This is a genomic window from Streptomyces albiflavescens, assembly GCF_014645835.1.
Lineage (GTDB): Bacteria > Actinomycetota > Actinomycetes > Streptomycetales > Streptomycetaceae > Streptomyces > Streptomyces albiflavescens.
The window spans coordinates 182,413-198,137 of record NZ_BMMM01000015.1 but is presented as its reverse complement, the minus strand read 5'-3'; the positions used below and the strand labels follow the sequence as shown (position 1 = coordinate 198,137).

At 71.7% G+C, this 15,725-nt stretch carries 12 protein-coding genes; 3 read left to right on the top strand and 9 right to left on the bottom strand.

The genetic code is table 11. The features are described 5' to 3' along the window. Window positions 1-300 precede the first annotated feature (300 nt). Complete coding sequence (locus IEY95_RS34515) at window positions 301-1,878, top strand: hypothetical protein (RefSeq protein WP_229703566.1); 1,578 nt, start codon at window positions 301-303, stop codon at window positions 1,876-1,878. 116 nt (window positions 1,879-1,994) lie between these two features. On the opposite strand, the gene IEY95_RS34510 is transcribed toward IEY95_RS34515, so the two are convergent. The 8 genes from IEY95_RS34510 to IEY95_RS34475 all read right to left on the bottom strand — a co-directional run bounded on the left by IEY95_RS34510 (window position 1,995) and on the right by IEY95_RS34475 (window position 11,162). Then, window positions 1,995-4,601, bottom strand: coding sequence for a SpoIIE family protein phosphatase (locus IEY95_RS34510; RefSeq protein ID WP_189190117.1), 2,607 nt, complete (start codon window positions 4,599-4,601; stop codon window positions 1,995-1,997). Between the two features lie 244 nt (window positions 4,602-4,845). Next, window positions 4,846-5,277 (bottom strand): ATP-binding protein, encoded by a 432-nt coding sequence (locus IEY95_RS34505; RefSeq protein ID WP_189190116.1) that lies wholly within the window; start codon window positions 5,275-5,277, stop codon window positions 4,846-4,848. A 130-nt stretch (window positions 5,278-5,407) separates the two neighbouring features. Continuing rightward, window positions 5,408-5,815 (bottom strand): (deoxy)nucleoside triphosphate pyrophosphohydrolase, encoded by a 408-nt coding sequence (locus tag IEY95_RS34500; RefSeq protein ID WP_189190115.1) that lies wholly within the window; start codon window positions 5,813-5,815, stop codon window positions 5,408-5,410. 89 nt (window positions 5,816-5,904) lie between these two features. Further along, window positions 5,905-6,087: an SPOR domain-containing protein gene (locus IEY95_RS34495; protein WP_055618615.1), complete on the bottom strand. Its 183-nt coding sequence runs from the start codon at window positions 6,085-6,087 to the stop codon at window positions 5,905-5,907. Between the two features lie 380 nt (window positions 6,088-6,467). Further along, window positions 6,468-7,220, bottom strand: coding sequence for a GntR family transcriptional regulator (locus IEY95_RS34490; protein WP_189190114.1), 753 nt, complete (start codon window positions 7,218-7,220; stop codon window positions 6,468-6,470). A 147-nt stretch (window positions 7,221-7,367) separates the two neighbouring features. Next, window positions 7,368-8,591: a DUF4190 domain-containing protein gene (locus tag IEY95_RS34485; RefSeq protein WP_189190113.1), complete on the bottom strand. Its 1,224-nt coding sequence runs from the start codon at window positions 8,589-8,591 to the stop codon at window positions 7,368-7,370. A 213-nt stretch (window positions 8,592-8,804) separates the two neighbouring features. Next, on the bottom strand, window positions 8,805-9,215 hold the full coding sequence (locus IEY95_RS34480; RefSeq protein ID WP_189190112.1) for a hypothetical protein: 411 nt from the start codon (window positions 9,213-9,215) through the stop codon (window positions 8,805-8,807). Between the two features lie 366 nt (window positions 9,216-9,581). Next, complete coding sequence (locus tag IEY95_RS34475; RefSeq protein ID WP_189190111.1) at window positions 9,582-11,162, bottom strand: S8 family peptidase; 1,581 nt, start codon at window positions 11,160-11,162, stop codon at window positions 9,582-9,584. A gap of 273 nt (window positions 11,163-11,435) precedes the next feature. On the opposite strand from IEY95_RS34475, the gene IEY95_RS34470 reads away from it, so the two are divergent. Continuing rightward, window positions 11,436-12,542 (top strand): threonine synthase, encoded by a 1,107-nt coding sequence (locus tag IEY95_RS34470; protein ID WP_189190110.1) that lies wholly within the window; start codon window positions 11,436-11,438, stop codon window positions 12,540-12,542. 115 nt (window positions 12,543-12,657) lie between these two features. Beyond that, window positions 12,658-15,267 carry a glycosyl hydrolase family 65 domain-containing protein gene (locus IEY95_RS34465; RefSeq protein WP_373294605.1) on the top strand — a complete coding sequence of 870 codons (2,610 nt, stop codon included), beginning with the start codon at window positions 12,658-12,660 and terminating at the stop codon, window positions 15,265-15,267. Here IEY95_RS34465 and IEY95_RS34460 read toward each other — a convergent pair whose 3' ends face one another. Then, the gene (locus tag IEY95_RS34460; protein WP_229703565.1) at window positions 15,268-15,714 is read right to left on the bottom strand and encodes a MarR family winged helix-turn-helix transcriptional regulator; all 447 of its coding nucleotides are present in this window, start codon (window positions 15,712-15,714) and stop codon (window positions 15,268-15,270) included. It lies immediately after the preceding gene. Between the last annotated feature and the right edge of the window lie 11 nt (window positions 15,715-15,725).

The following is a 15,725-nucleotide window of genomic DNA, read 5'->3' as shown; positions in this document are numbered from 1 at the left end:
ACCGTGTCCGAGACCGTGTCCGTGCGGTGCTCTCCGGTGGTGCGGTGAACGCCGGTCTCCGGCTCCCCCTCGGGCCCCGGCCGCGTCGATCCCGTGGTCGCCGCCGGGTCGGTGCGGTCCCCGGGGCATTCGGCTCCCGGTTCCGGCCCGTCGGCGCGACTTTTCCCCGTGGATTCCGTGCGTCCCGTATCCATCCCCCGCGCCCCTCCCGTACGCCCCCGTTGTCCCCCGTACCTTAGGCGCCCCCGCCGCGGCGCATCCCGGTCGCGTCGGCGCGCAAGCGGTCATACGCTCCCAAATGTGACGTCGCCCCAGAGCCGAAACCGGTCGCGCCGAGCCACGTCCCACATAGCCGTGCGGGTGGCGCATGCCGTGCTCGGGGGGCTGGTGGCGGTGGGGTGGTTGATGCTGCCCCTGGCAAGGGCGGGGGATTCGGACGCGGCCACCGTGGCGCGGAATGTGCGGGTCGCCGACGAGGCGGGGGACGGGGGTGAGGAGGCCGGGGACGAACCCGGTCAGGACGGGACGGCTACCGGGGATCTCGTACTGCCCCTCGTCGCGGTGGGCGCCGCGGCGGTACTGGCGACGTACGGGTACGCGCGGCGCAAACGGCGGGCGAGGACGCGTACCACACCGGGCGGCGGCGCGCCCGTCGTGCCGATCACCGAAATCGCCCGGCAGGCCCGGGAGTTGCTGGTCGAAACGGACGACTGCGTCCGCACCAGTACCGAGGAACTCCGGTGCGTCCGATCCCAGTTCGGGGACGAGCCGGTCAAGCCGTACGCGGAGGCACTGGCGTCCGCGAAGTCCGAGCTGGCGACGGCCTTCCGACTGCGGCAGCAACTGGACGACGGGGTACCGGAGGACGGGCGCCGCACGCTGGAGACGATCGCCCTTCACTGTACGGAGGCAGGACGGCGGCTCGACTCGGAAGCGGCCGGGTTCGACCTGCTGCGCGGTCTCGAGCATGACGCGGCCACCGCCCTGGGGCACGCGGAGACCCGTTTCCGGGAGCTGGCCGCGCGTACCCCGGCCACGGAGGTGACGTTCGGCGACCTCCACGAGCGGTACGCCCCCTCCGCGTCGCTCCCGGTCGCGGGCCACGTCGAACAGGCCAAGGACCGGCTCGTGTTCGCCACCGTCCACCTCAACCAGGCGCGGCAGTCCCTCGACCGGGATGACGGCGGGAAGGCGGCCGTGCATCTGCGCGTGGCGGAGGGGGCCGTCGACCAGGCGGCCGTCCTCGTGGACGGCGTCGACCGGCTCGCGGCCGAACTCGCCGCCGCGGCCAAGGAATTGCCCGCCGCGCTCACCGGGGTGGCGGCCGATCTCACCGAAGCCCGCGGGGCCCTGGTCACAACGGGCGTCGGTGAGCTGCCCGGCCGTGTCGCGCACGCCGAGTCGCTCCTGGCGGAAGTACGCCGGGAGACGGCGGGCGGGCCCTACGACCCCCTCGACGCGCTCCGACGGGTCGCCGAGGCGGGCATCGGCCTCGCCGAGGCGCGCGCCGGCGAGGCTTCCGAGGAGCGTGCCCGTGCGCTGCTCGACCATGCCCTCCTCCCGGCCAGGTCCGCCGTCGCCGCCACGGCGGACTTCGTCACGACGCATCGAGGGGCGGTGGGCTGCGAGGCGCGGACGCGGCTGGCCGAGGCGGAGCGGCACCTCGCCCGGTCCGAAGTCCGGCGGGCCGACGTCCTCGCCCGTCAGGCGCGGGAGCTCGCCGAGCGGGACGTGCGCGCGTACGGCCATCCGTACGGCGCCGCGGAAGGCGCCGGGGCGGGCGGAGCCGTGCTGGGCGGAATCCTCCTGAGCGGTGGCGGCCCCGCAAGCTTCGGCGGGCCCCGGACCCGGACACGACGAGCGACACCGGCCGACTGATCCGACAAGGGATTGCACCCCGTCAGGGGCGCGGGGAACTACGCGACCTGCCCCCCACCGCGCCGGAAGAACCGGGAGAGGGGACGGGCAGGGGGCAGTGGTGGCGAACAGCCCTCTCAGAAGAGGCTCAGCAGGGCCTCCGCCGGGTCCGTCAGGCTCGTCTGGCCGTCGGGCAGCGGGAGTTCGAACCAGACCGTCTTGCCGCGAGGCGTCCGTCGCGACCCCCAGGCCGCGGACAGCAGCCCCACGAGCTGCAGCCCCCGCCCGCCCTCGTCCGTGTCGCGTGCCCGGCGGCGACGCGGCTGAACCAGGCCCGCGTCCCAGACCTCGCACACGAGCGTCCGGTCGAGCAGCAGCCGCAGTCTGATCTCGCCCTCGCCGTATCGCAGCGCATTGGTGACCAGTTCGCTGACCAGGAGCTCCGCCGTGTCGACGAGCGGCTCCAGGTCCCAGGACGCCAGCCGCGTACGGGCGTACTCGCGGGCACGGCCCACGCTGCGCGGCTCGCGCGGCAGCGTCCAGTCGCCGACGGACTCGGCAGGCAGCCCCTGGACGCGCGCCATCAGCAGGGCGATGTCGTCCTCGCCGTGGTGGGTGTCGAGGGTGTTGAGGACGTGGTCGCAGACGTCCTCAAGGGGTCTGGAGGGGTCGGTCAGGGCGCCGACGAAGGCTTGCAGGCCCTCGTCGAGAGGATGGTCGCGGGATTCGACCAGTCCATCCGTGTAGAGCGCCAACAGAGCGCCTTCGGGTAGTTCGACCTCCACCTCCTCGAAGGGCTCGCCGCCCACCCCGAGCGGCATCCCCGGCGGCACGTCGAGCATCAGCGCGCTCTCGCCGGGTTCGACCAGCACCGGCGGGAGATGGCCCGCGTTGGCGAAGGTGCACCGGCGCGTCACGGAGTCGTAGACGGCGTACACGCACGTCGCGAGGTACACCTCGGAGAGATCGGCGTCGCGCGGCTGGCGGGCCGCGCGGGTGGCCTGCTGGACTCCGCCGGGCGTGCCGAGGCCGCGGGCGATCTCGTCCAGTGCGGAGAGAACTTCGGCCGGTTCCAGATCCAGTAGTGCCAATGTTCTGACGGCCGTGCGGAGTTCACCCATCGCCACCGCGGCGCGCAGGCCGCGTCCCATCACGTCTCCCACCACCAACGCCGTGCGGTGGCCGGGGAGTTCGATGACGTCGAACCAGTCGCCGCCGACCTCGGTCGCCGCGTTGCCCGGCAGATAACGACAGGCGATGTCCAGGCCGGAGGCCTCCGGGTCGCCCGGGGGGAGGAGGGACCGTTGCAGTATCAGCGCGCGCTCGTGCTCACGGCGGTACAGGCGCGCGTTGTCGATGCAGACGGCGGCGCGCGCGGCCAACTCCACCGCGAGCGACCGGTCGCGTTCGCCGAACGGCTCGCTGCCCTTCGTGCGGGAGAACTGGGCGAGCCCGACGACGGTGTCGTGGGCGACCATCGGGACCGCGAGCGTGGACTGGATGAGGCCGCCCTCTTCGGCGGGGATGTGCCGGGGGCGTGCGGTGCGCAGGGCGTCGGCGCAGGGCGAGTTGAAGGGGTAGTGGTGGACCGCGCCCACGGCCACGGGTGCCGGTCCGCCGACGAAGGGCGCGTCGGAGACCGCGCTGGCGAAGGCGACCCGGCGGAGTTCGGCGCTGCCGTCGGCCAGGCCCGGCGGGGTCTCGTCGCCGGCCAAAAGGCCCTGGTACAGGTCCACCGTCGCCAGATCGCAGAATCCGGGGACCACGACGTCGAGCAGTTCGCGTGCGGTGGTCTCCAGGTCGAGGGAGTTGCCGATGCGGGCGCCGGCCTCGTTCAGAAGGGCGAGATTGCGCCGGGCGGCGGCCGCTTCGCGGGCGGCGGCGCGACGGGCCGTGATGTCGGTTCCGAGCCAGGCGATGCCGATGGGGCGCCCGCTGCCACTGTGCACGCGGTAGAGGTTGACGGACCAGTGGCGGCGCTCGTCGGAGCCGGGCACATTGCCGGTGACGTGCATGTCCGTGATGGAGTCGCCGGTTTCCAGGACGCGCCGCAGGGTCGCGGCGACCCGCTCGGCCTCAGCCCGTGGCAGATAGTCGTGGACGCCTTTCCCGCGGTGGTCGTCCACGGTGCCGCCGAAGGTCGAGGCGAACCGCTGGTTGGCGCGCCGGACCCGCAGGTCGGTGTCGATCAGCAGGAAACCGAACGGAGATTGGCCGAAAATCGCCTGCGAGGCGGCGAGGTCCGTCTCGATCCGGCGCAGGGTGCGGACGTCCACGACGATGCACACGGCGGCCTGCTCGCCGTCCTCGGTAGTGGTGGGCATCACATAGACCTCGGCGAGCCCCTCGTCGCCCTCGCCGCCGTCGTCGGTGGCGGGCATCCGGAAGGGGACCACGCCGGTCCACTCCCGGCCGTCCAGGATCTCGGCCATCTTGCGCTGCCCGAACTCACGCCGGTCGGGGGTGACGAAGGCCTCGATGGGGTCCATGCCGACGGCCCGCTCGGAGGAGATGCCGAAGAGCTGCTCGGCCCGCAGGCTCCACTGGTCGACCAGCCCGTCGGCGCCTATGGAGAACGAGGCGACCTTGATGTAGTCGTAGATCGAACCGGGCGGACTGCTCTGCCACATCGCGTCGCCCGCACCCTCGCCGGGCGTCATACGCGCGGAATCGCCCGCGGCATCAGCCCTCGCGCCGTCCGACGGGTCCTCGGACTCCGTGGCCTTCGCTGGTATCTCGCTCACGCGAACCGTCCCCTCCAGCTCACCGCGTCCGGCACCGGTCGCCGGGGGCGGCTGCCCGCAGTATCCAGCACTACGGCGCCGCACAACACGGTGTTCACGATCACAGCACGGTCCCGATGGTTTTTGGACCGGCCGCGACATACTCCCAGTCTTCTAACCAGGTGGCGCCCCATCGAACCAAAGAGTCCACTCAGCACCAGTGGCCTGAACCAGTCGGTCGCACACCCCCCTGGCCGACGCGCCGTCAGCCGGGCACCGCCAGCTCGAACCAGACCGTCTTTCCGGTGCCCCCGGGGCGGGTCCCCCAGCGCCGGGACGAGCTGGCCACGAGCTGGAGTCCACGGCCGCTCTCGTCGTCGGCGGCGGCGGTCCGTTCGCGCGGCGGATCCGGCAGCGGGTCGGAGACCTCGACCAGCAGGGCGCCGGGCACCCCGTCGGGACGCACCAGCCGGACACCGATGGGGCCGGTGGCGTGCCGCAGGGAGTTCGTCACCAGCTCGCTGACCAGCAGTGCGGCGATGTCACCGAGGGAATCCAGCTCCCAGGAGCGCAACTGGCCCCGGACGACGGCGCGGGCGGTACGGACGGCACCTGGTTCCGCGGGAAAAGTCCACTCGGCGCGGTCGCCTTCGGTGTCGATCAAGCCGATCACTTCCCAGGCCGGGAACCCACACATGTCCGGTTTCGTGGGGTTAATGGGGACATACCCGATATCCACGGAGCCTTACCGCGCACGAAGGCGCACTGTGGCACGAACGGCGTACGAACCTGCCACCCTGCCCGCACATACGCCCCGAAGGGCCCCTCTACGCCCCCGCATCCAGCCTCAGCAGCGCACCCTTCACCGCCGGCACGTCCGCGTCCAGCCAGTCCACGTCCCAGATTTCGCCAGGGGCCAGCCAGCGCAGTTCGTCGTGATCCTCCAGGGGCCGCGGCTCGACGGAGCCGGGGAGCAGCCGTGCGGTCCACACCCGCAGGACGTACCCCGGCTTCAGGGGCCACTGGCCGGGGACCCGCTCCAGCGGCTCCGCCTCGACGCCGAGTTCCTCGCGCAGTTCCCGGACGAGGGCACGCTCGGGAGTCTCACCCGGTTCGACCTTGCCGCCCGGCAACTCCCAGCGCCCGGCCAGCTCGGGAGGCGCGCTGCGGCGGGCGGAGAGCAGGCGCCCCTCGCTCAGCAGGGCGGCTCCGACCACCACGATCCGTTCCGTCATGCGCCGGAGCCTACGGGAGCGGCGCGGGCCCCGGCGGCGCGGATCGCCACCCGTCGGCGGCACAGGCGATCACTCCGGAGGCGACGCCCTCACTTGGATCCGTTCTGCCCGATCCGCTCGACCCAGTAGAGCTGCTTGTGCCCGCGGTCGTCGAGGCTGTCCGCAATCTTCTGGGCCTCGGCCCGGGTCGCGTACCTGCCCACGCGGTAGCGATTGCCGTTGTCGTCCTGCCGTATGACGAGCCAGGGAAGAGTGATCGTGCCGTCGTTCATCGCGCCCCTCCACTTCCCGCCCCGAGCCCCCGCCGCGCCCCGCTCTCTAAGGAAACCGCAATCCGCATATGCCCGAGCCTACGCCTAACCTTCACGCAGCGAATACGGCTTTTCACAAAGAGGTACGCAAGAGGTACGCCGTGGGTGCGCAACCAGCCAGGACGACAGGGGGCACACGCCATCGAACGCGCTGTCGACCGCCCTCTGTGCGCCCCCGAGCAGCGCGAAGTCCCGCCGGGGCAGGCCTCTTGAGAAAGGCCAGATTCCAACCGGGCTTCCCACGCGGTCCACTTGGCAGACGACGCGGGTCAGTCCATGGATGGCGTCGGCCACTTCACCGACGATCGACACCCGGCTGCTTCACAGGCAGTGATACGCCGTTACTTCACGGGCAGGTGATAGGCGATCCGGTACCGGTCCGCCGGGACGACGACGTCGGCCGTCTCGACCGGACGGCCCGAGGCGTAGAAGGTCCGCTGGATGACGAGGACGACATGTCCGGGTACGCCGCCCAGCGCGAGGAGTTCCTCGGCGAGACCCGGGCGCGCTCCCACTTCCTCCGTGACGTTGTCCACGATCACGTCGATGGCCGCCATGCGTTCGACGACGCCCATGCCGCCGAGCGGGCCTTCCTCGGGAAGCATCACCGGCGTACGGCCGGTGACGGCGAGGGGCTCCCAGGACGTGGAGAGCATCATCGCCTCGCCGCCGTCCCGGTAGACGTAGTGCGTGCACATCACTCGGTCGCCGGGCTGGACGGACAGGCGCTCGGCGATCTTGCCGCTCGCCTCGACCTGCCGGCTGTGGGACTCCCAGGTGCCGCGCGCGGAGATGTCCGCCTGCTCCTGACGGAACGGGGTCGCTCCGCTGTCCGGCCGGTACCCGGAGCGGGCCACCCGGCGCGGCACAGGCCGCTCGCGCACATACGTGCCCGACCCGGAGCGCCCCTCGACCAGGCCCTCGGCCATCAGCACCTTGCGCGCCTCCAGAGCGACCGTGTCCGAGACGCCGTACTCCTCGCGGATCCTGGCCTGCGACGGGAGGCGGGTGTGCGGTGGCAGCGAACCGTCGACGATCTTCTTGCGGAGATCACCCGCGACGCGCAGGTACGCCGGCTGCTCACCGAAAGTCACTGGCCGCTCCCATCAGGTTGTACAGACAGCAACAGCGTGGCAACCGTGGGTTGTGCCATGCAAGCAAAGGCCAGAGAATCACTCGATGTGATGACTTGTGGCCCCCCAGGGCTTTACGCAGGCACTTTCTCCCCGCTATAGCCGCCGTCACACCTCAAAGCCGGTGCCACCTTCTCCACCGTCCTGGCCGCCGCCATTCCGGTCGGGCGCCGGCGGGGTGGTGGCGAGGCCCAGAGCCTTGCGTGTGGTGACCGTCTTCTCGGGGTCGATCAGCTTCATGCCCTTCTCGTAGTGCGCGTAGAAGGTGTCCGCGTCCTGCGCTTCCGCCGCCTTCGCCCACTCCTTCCGGGACAGCTCCATGTCCTTCACGAGGGCGTCGACCGGCTTGCGGACCGCGGGGGCGAACGTGTGGCCGCGCAGATTGCTCGCCTGCGTCGTGAGCGCGTCCGCGACCCTGGTCGCCCACTTCTTGTGGCCGGGCAGATCGTCCTCGACGTACTCCTCGGCGGGCGCGGAGTCCATCGCCGCGTTGATGCCCTGTGCGGCCCGCAGATAGGCGAGTTGGTCCGCGTCGAGCGTGGTCGCGTCCTTGCGCAGCGAGCCCGTCAGGCTGCCGTTCTCGTCGGTGTTCCCGAACATGCAGGTGATCTCGCGGTCGCCGAGGCGCCAGCTCTGCCGCGTCGGCGTGAAGTAGTACACGTCGACGTTGTCCGGGACGGCCCAGGCGTCCATCGCGTACTCGTCCCGCAGCGCGTAGCACTTCTCGTCCGCGGCGTCGGTGATCGCGGCGTCTCCCGGGTAGGCGCCCTTCCTGGCCAGGTGGTAGTCGGCGAAGACCTCGGCGTCGTGCCGGCCCGCGCACGGCACCTTGTCGACGTCGTACGCCATGCCCTCCAGCGCGCCGCCCGGCGCGTCGAAGCACTCGCCCTTCTTGAGCGAGAAGGCAGCGCCGCCCGAGCCGTTCGGCCCGTCCTTGAAGCCGTCCCAGATGTCGCGCGCACCGCCGGTGGCGACCGCGACGGCGAGCAGCACGACGCCGATCGACGACATGACCATGCCGCCCACTGCCATCCCCTTGCCGCGCTCGCCCCGCTTCTTGATCTGCGCGAGCGCGACGATCCCGAGCACCAGCCCGACGGCGGGCAGGAAGCAGAGGATGCCGAGCACGAGCGCGGAGATCGCGAGGCCGTTGACGGGCGCCGCGCGGTTGTACGGGGAGTAGCCCTGACCCCAGGGCTGGTACGGCCCCGGATAGGAAGTCTGCTGGTACGGGTACGCACCGGGCGGCGTCCCCGGAGTGCCCGGCGGCAACCCTGGAGGGGGGTACTGGCCCTCGGGCTGCTGTGGCCCGGGCTGCGGGGGTATTGCCACGAGTACCTTGCTCCTAGTCCAGGCGAGGCGGAACCTGCGTACGACTGCCGAATGGCTGCGCGCATCGTAAGCGCGACACGGGCGGGGGGCGATGGGAGTCCCCTGATCGAACGGAGTCGAGATCTTGGGGGCGCAGGTGACGAACGCGATGATTCGGACGCTCTACGCCCTGACGGCGCGTTGGGCGGGCGTGGTCTCGACGGACCGGGGGTCTCATCGACCGCATGCCAGAAGCGCGCGCTGCTGGGATTGCGTCGGCGCAGCGTCCTGCTGGACCGGATCGGCGTGGCGGACACGCCGGGCGGGTCGCTCACCGAGCTGAAGGTCCTCGGCTCGACCGGGATCGACGTGCGTCTCCTGCTCGGCGAGGAACGGATGGGCCCGGGGCAGGTGCTGGGCGCGGGCGTGGACCTCCTCGCCGGCGCACCCGGGGTCGTGCCCGGTCTCAACTCCCGTACGGCGACGCGGGGCCGGTGTGCGGGTGGAGAAGCAGCGCTGTGTACGGCCCCGACCGACGACCTTGCGGGGGATGACGGCGCCGTACGAGGTGAGGGCGGAGCACGATCTGACGGCGCTGAGCGGGCTGTTCGGCCTGACGGCGCTGAGCGGGCTGTTCGGCCTCACCACGGCGAACGATCCGCGTCAGGGGCACTTCCCCGGCATCTGCGCGCTCCGGCCGCTGTTCGTGGAGTCCGCCCGGCAGTCCGCGATGGCGAGGTTCGGCGCCCTCGGTTTCGAGGCCGCGGCGGTGACGTCCATGGGACTGGGCCTCGCGTCGGCACCCGAACCGCGCCACGTGACCACCACCATCCACGCCGGCTTCGACCGCCCGTTCGGCTTCCTCGCCGTACACCGGTCCTCACACCCGGTCCTCACACCCGGTCCTCACACCCGGTCCTCGCGGCCGGTCCTCGCGGCCGGTCCTCGCGGCCGGCTGGGTCACGGACCCGAAGCCGTACCGCGAGGACGCCTAGCCATCCGTGCGAGGGATCAGAACTGCAGCGCCCAGGAGTCGATCTTCCCGGTGTCGAGAGCCGCGTTGTCGCTCACGCGCAGCTTCCACGTGCCGTTGGCGACCTCGGACGAGGCGTTGACGGTGTACGTGGTGTTGATGTTGTCGGAGCTTCCGCCGGTGCCGTATGACTTCAGCGTGTACGCCGAACCGTCGGGGGCGATCAGTTGCACCCGCAGATCACCGATGTACGTGTGAACGATGTTCACAGGCACGCTCAGCGTTGACGGCGCATTGCCGGAGACGCCCGTCACCGTGATCGGCGATTCCACCGTGGAGTTGTCGTTGATCGCGTAGTCCGCGGTGTTCTCGAAGCGCGGTCCGGGCGGGGTCACCGTGCCGGCACCGACCTGGAGCAGACGGTTGGGCGAGCCGCTGCCGGGGCTGGTGACGACACCGGTCGAGGCGGCGGCGACCAGGCCCGAGGCGACCTGCGCGGGTGTGGAGCCCGGGTGGTCGGCCAGATAGACCGCCGCCGCGCCTGTCACATGCGGGGTCGCCATCGACGTACCGGAGATCGTGTTCGTCGCCGTGTCGCTGCTGTTCCACGAGGAGGTGATCGAGGAGCCCGGCGCGAAGATGTCCAGGATCGACCCGTAGTTGGAGTAGCTCGCACGCGCGTCACCGCTGGTGGTCGCGCCGACGGTGATGGCCTCACTCACGCGAGCCGGCGAGTAGTTGGAGGCGTTCGCGCTGTCGTTTCCGGCCGCGACGGCGAAGGTGACGCCGGAGGCGATGGCGTTGCGGACGGCCGTGTCGAGGGCGCTGTCCGCGCCGCCGCCGAGCGACATGTTGGCGACGGACGGGCCGCTGTGGTTCTGGGTCACCCAGTCGATGCCCGCGACGACCTGGGCGGTCGTCCCCGAGCCGGAGTTGTTGAGCACGCGGACGGCGACGATCCTGGCCTTCTTGGCGACGCCGTACGCGTTGCCGGCCACCGTGCCCGCCACGTGCGTACCGTGGCCGTTTCCGTCCTGCGCGGTGTTGTCGTTGTCGACGGCGTCGTAGCCGTACGAGGCCCGTCCGCCGAAGTCGCTGTGCGTGATGCGTACGCCGGTGTCGACTATGTACGCGGTCACCCCCTGCCCGGCCGAGTCCGGGTAGGTGTACTTGCTGTCCAGCGGCAGGTTCTTCTGGTCGATGCGGTCCAGGCCCCAGGAGGGCGGGTTGGTCTGGGTCGCGTCGATGTGGAAGGTGCGGTTCTGGACGACGGAGGTGACGGCGGGGTCGGCGGCGAACCGCTGCGCCTCGGCCGCGGTGGCCTCGACCGCGTAGCCGTTCAGTGCCTTCTTGTACGTACGCTCGATGGTCGCGCCGTACTCCTTGGCGAGGGCCTTGCCCCGGGCCGAGGCCGCCTTCGCGGCGTGCGCGTCGAGGGTCACGATGTAGCTGTTCGCGACCGCGCCGGGGGCGCCGGCGTACTGGATGTGGCCCACCGGCTCGGACGCGGCGCTCGCGGGGAGCGCGGTGACGATGCCGAGGACGAGAGCCGCTGTGCCTGCCCAGGCCAGTCTTCGCCGGGCGTGGCGGGCAGGACGGACATGACGCATCTCTGCCATCTGAGGGATCCTTCTCATTCGGTGGTGCGCTGGTGGGGGATGGTGCACGAACCGAGAGATCGACAAGACAGGGTCATGCCAAGCAATCGCGTGACAGCCACTCACCCGGCACTCAGCTGTGAGAACCCTGTGCGTCAGCCGAAAGATTGAGGCCTCCACAGGAATTGCACAAGGGCCCTGCGCGTCGTAACGCGAGTGCCGCATAGCCGTCATGACACAGCGTCACCAAACGGCACATCCAGCTCCCGCTCGACCTGCGCATAACCTGCGCACATGACACCACTGCCGGATTGTTTCTGTCCCACGGACGGCACCCGCGTCCCGGCCGGCTCGCTCGCCTGGTGCTGCCCGGTCTGCCGCGGCCCGCTCGATCTGGACTTCGCGCCGACGCCCGCGCCCCTCAAGTCCCTCGCCGGGCGGGTGAATTCGCTGTGGCGCTACGCCGAGTGCCTGCCCTTGGCCGCGCCCACGGTCAGCCTGGGCGAAGGCCGCACCCCTCTCGTTCCCCTCCGCGACGGCATCTCCGCGAAGCTCGACTTCCTCATGCCGACCCTGTCGTTCAAGGACCGCGGGGCGGTAGTGCTGGCCGAGCTGGCGCTGCGGCTGAAGCCCCGGCAGGTGCTCGCGGACAGCAGTGGCAACGCGGGGACGGCGATCGCCGCGTACTGCGCGCGGGCCGCGCTGCCGTGCACGGTGTACGTCCCCGAGGGCACCTCACCGAAGAAGCTGGAGCAGATCGAGGCGCACGGGGCACGGCTGCGCGTGGTCGAGGGCGACCGGGAGGCGACGGCACGGGCGACGCGCGAGGCGGCGGACGAGGAGGGCGTCTTCTACGCCTCGCACGTCTTCAACCCGTACTTCCTGCACGGTACGAAGACCTACGTCCACGAGCTCTGGGAAGACCTCGGTGGACGGCTCCCCGATGTCATCGTCGTGCCCGTCGGCAACGGCACGCTGCTGCTCGGCGCCGCCCTCGCCGTCGCCGAACTGCACGGCGCGGGCCTCATCGACCGCCGGCCCGCCCTGTACGCCGTCCAGTCCGCGGCGGTCGCCCCGCTGGCCCACGCCTGGGCCGCGGGCGCCGACGACCTCGTCGGCGTCACGCCCATGGCGCCCACCCTCGCCGAGGGCATCGCGATTCCCCGGCCGCCGCGGGCGCGGCAGATTCTGCGGGCCGTGCGGGAGTCGGGCGGCACCTTCCTGACGGTGACGGAGGATCAGATCCGCCACGCGCAGCTGGACTTGGCTTCGCGGGGGCTGTACGTGGAGTCGACGGGGGTGGCCTGCTGGGCGGCTGTTCGGGAGGGGGTGCTGGGTGAGCGTACGGCGGTGGTGCCGTTGTGCGGGGCAGGGGTGAAGACGGGGCCGGCGCGGGAGTAGGGGTTTTCCGCCCCCTCCGCCCCTGCCTGTCCCGTACCAGCCTTTCTGCGAAAAAAGTGGGACACCCCCGGCGCGCATACCATCCCCCGCCGGACCCCCACCCCACGATCGAGTGGTGCTCACACCGCGCCGCCTCGCCCCACTCCTCGTCGCGACCCTGCTCCTGCCCCTCCCCCGGGCGTTCGCCGCACCCACCGACGGCCCCCGGGGCTGCGCGCCCGGCGACCCCGCCTGGTCGCCCACCGCAACCCACCTCGACGCCGAGGACACGTACCACCCCTACGTCGGCAACGGCTACCTCGGCACCCGAGTTCCGCCCACCGGCACGGGCTACGCGGCCACCGGCGAGAAAACGGGCTGGCCGCTCTACACCCCCCGCTACGACGGCGCCTTCGTGGCGGGCCTCTACGCGCGCGGCCCGGAGAACACGGCCGGCCGCGACGCCCTCGCCGCGCTGCCGACCTGGACGGGCCTCGACATCCGCGTCGGCGACGCGAAGTACGGTGCGCGGAGCAGGATCTCCCACTACCGCCAGACCCTCTCCCTGCGCTGCGGCTACCTCCGTACCGCCCTCACCTGGACAACCCCCGACGGCCGCCACACCGACCTGACGTACGACGTCCTCACCTCCCGGGACACCCCGCACACCGGCGCCGTACACCTGCACATCACCCCGCACTGGGACGGCGAACTCACGGTCACCGACCGCATCGACGGCCGCGGCGCCCGCCGCGTCACGCAGACGGGCGCGGGGCGCGTCGGCGACCGCACGACGGCCGTGGCGTTCCGCACGGACGGCACGAAGGTGGACGGCGCGATCGCCTCCACGCTGGACGCGCCCGGACAGGTACAAGGGGCGGTGACCGACGGAAAGTTGAGCGTTCGCCAGGCGGCGGCCTTCCGCGTCCGGGCGGACCACGGCTACGACGTCACCAAGTACGTCGGCATCGACACCGGCCTCACCACGCACGACCCCCGCGACGCCGCCCGCACGGCGTCCCGGCGCGCGGCGGACCGCGGCTGGCAGGCGCTCAGGGCGGCGCACACCGCGGCCTGGCGCGCGCTGTGGAGCTCGGACATCGAGGTGCCGGGCCGGGCCGACATCCAGCTGTGGACGCGCTCGGCGCAGTACGGCCTGCTGTCCGCCCTCCGCCCCGGCGCCCGTGACAGCATCGCGCCCGCGGGCCTGACCAGCGACAACTACGCGGGCATGGTCTTCTGGGACGCCGAGACATGGATGTTCCCGTCCCTGCTGGCCACCCGGCCCGAACTCGCCAGGCCTGTCCTCGAATACCGCTACCGCACGCGCGCCGCGGCCGCCGAGAACGCGCGCGGGACCGCCGTCCAGGGTCTTTTCTACCCCTGGACGAGCGCGAGCCACGGCCGGCTGTGGACCGAGTGTCAGAGCTGGAACCCGCCGCACTGCGTCACGCAGAACCATCTCCAGGGCGACATCGCGCTGGCCGCCTGGCAGTACTACCTCGCCACCGGGGACAGAGGATGGCTGCGCACGCGCGGCTGGCCGCTCCTCAAGGGCCTTGCGGAGTACTGGAGTTCACGGGCCACGGCGAACCCCGACGGCTCGTACTCCATCAAGGGCGTCGCGGGCCCGGACGAGTACAGCAACGGCGTGAACGACGGGGTCTACACGAATGCCGTGGCGGCCACCGCCCTGCGCGCCGCGACCAGGGCCGCGGTCACGCTCGGCACACCCGCCGCCACAACCGACTGGACCGACATCGCGGGCAAGCTGCGCATGCCGTACGACCCCGAGCGCAAGGTCTTCCTCCAGTACGCGGGCTACGACGGCTCACAGATCAAACAGGCGGACGCGGTACTGCTGATCTACCCCCTGGAGTGGCCGATGCCGGCGGGCGCCGCGTCCGCCACCCTCGACTACTACACCGAGCGCACCGACCCGGACGGCCCGGCCATGACCGACTCCGTCCACGCGATCGACGCGGCCGCGATCGGTGCGCCGGGCTGCGCCACGTACACCTTTCTGCAGCGCGCCTACCGACCCTTCTCACGAGGCCCGTTCGCGCTCTTCTCCGAGGCCCGCGGCGACAAGGCGGGCGTGGGCGACGCCCTCGCCGGCTCCCCCGCCCAGGACTTCCTCACCGGCAAGGGCGGCTTCCTGCAGATCTTCACGCACGGTCTGACGGGTCTGCGCCTGCGCGAGAACGCCCTGCACCTGGATCCGGTGCTGCCGCCCCAACTGGCGGACGGCGGCGTACGGCTGTCGGGGCTCCGATGGCGCGGACGGACATACGACATCGGCATCCGCCGGACGACCACGACGGTCCGCCTGCGATCGGGCGCACCCTTCACCCTGGACACCCCCACGGGACCCGTGAGGCTCACCGGCACCGTCACCCTCAAGACCCGACGCCCCGACCTCGCCCCGACCGACGGCCTCGCCCGCTGCCGCCCGGTGACCGCCACCTCCTCGGAGCCGGGCCTCTACCCGGAGGCGGCCGTGGACGGCAACCCGGCGACCGTCTGGTCTCCGTCGGCCGAAGGCGCCTCCCTCACGGTCGACCTGGGCCGCGGTGTCCCGGTCGGCCCGGTCGAGCCGACGTGGACCGAGCGGCCGACGTCGTACACGGTCGAGGTCTCGGCGGACCGGCGGGGCTGGCACGCCCCGGACGGCGCGCCGACCCGGTTCGTGCGTGTCACCGTCAAGGGAGCGGCGAAGCTCGCGGAACTCGACGTGCGGCGCTGATCAGACCCGAGGCCGTTCCTTTTCGAGGAGCGCGACGCACCGGCCCAGCAGCCCCACCAGCGCCTCGCGCTCCTCGTCCGTGAACTCGGCGGCCAGGGCGCGCTCGACCCGTACCGCGCGGGCGTCCGCGTCGGCCATGACGGCGCGGCCCTCGTCGGTGAGCCGGGTCTCCAGCACGTTCTTGTGCCACTCGTGCGGGGTGCGCTCGATGAGGCCGCGGTCCTGGAGGTTGTTCAGGATCGTGTTCATGGTCGGGGGCGTGACCCCGCAGAGGCGGGCCAGGGCGGCGGCCGAGATGCCGGGGTTCGTACTGAGGTGGAGCAGCGCCGAGTACTGGGCGACGGTCACGCCCGCCGGTTTGAGGACCGCGGTCTTGGTCGCGTTGAGAGCCTGTTCGGCCCGCTTGAGGTGGGAGCCGAGGCGCTCGGACACGGGCATGGACGTCATCTCCGCATGGT

Coding starts and splice junctions, on each gene's coding strand:
- IEY95_RS34470 (WP_189190110.1), top strand. CDS start 11,436: ATGACACCACTGCCGGATTGTTTCTGTCCCACGGACGGCACCCGCGTC.
- IEY95_RS34495 (WP_055618615.1), bottom strand. CDS start 6,087: ATGAACGACGGCACGATCACTCTTCCCTGGCTCGTCATACGGCAGGAC.
- IEY95_RS34505 (WP_189190116.1), bottom strand. CDS start 5,277: ATGTGTGGGTTCCCGGCCTGGGAAGTGATCGGCTTGATCGACACCGAA.
- IEY95_RS34475 (WP_189190111.1), bottom strand. CDS start 11,162: ATGGCAGAGATGCGTCATGTCCGTCCTGCCCGCCACGCCCGGCGAAGA.
- IEY95_RS34460 (WP_229703565.1), bottom strand. CDS start 15,714: ATGACGTCCATGCCCGTGTCCGAGCGCCTCGGCTCCCACCTCAAGCGG.
- IEY95_RS34500 (WP_189190115.1), bottom strand. CDS start 5,815: ATGACGGAACGGATCGTGGTGGTCGGAGCCGCCCTGCTGAGCGAGGGG.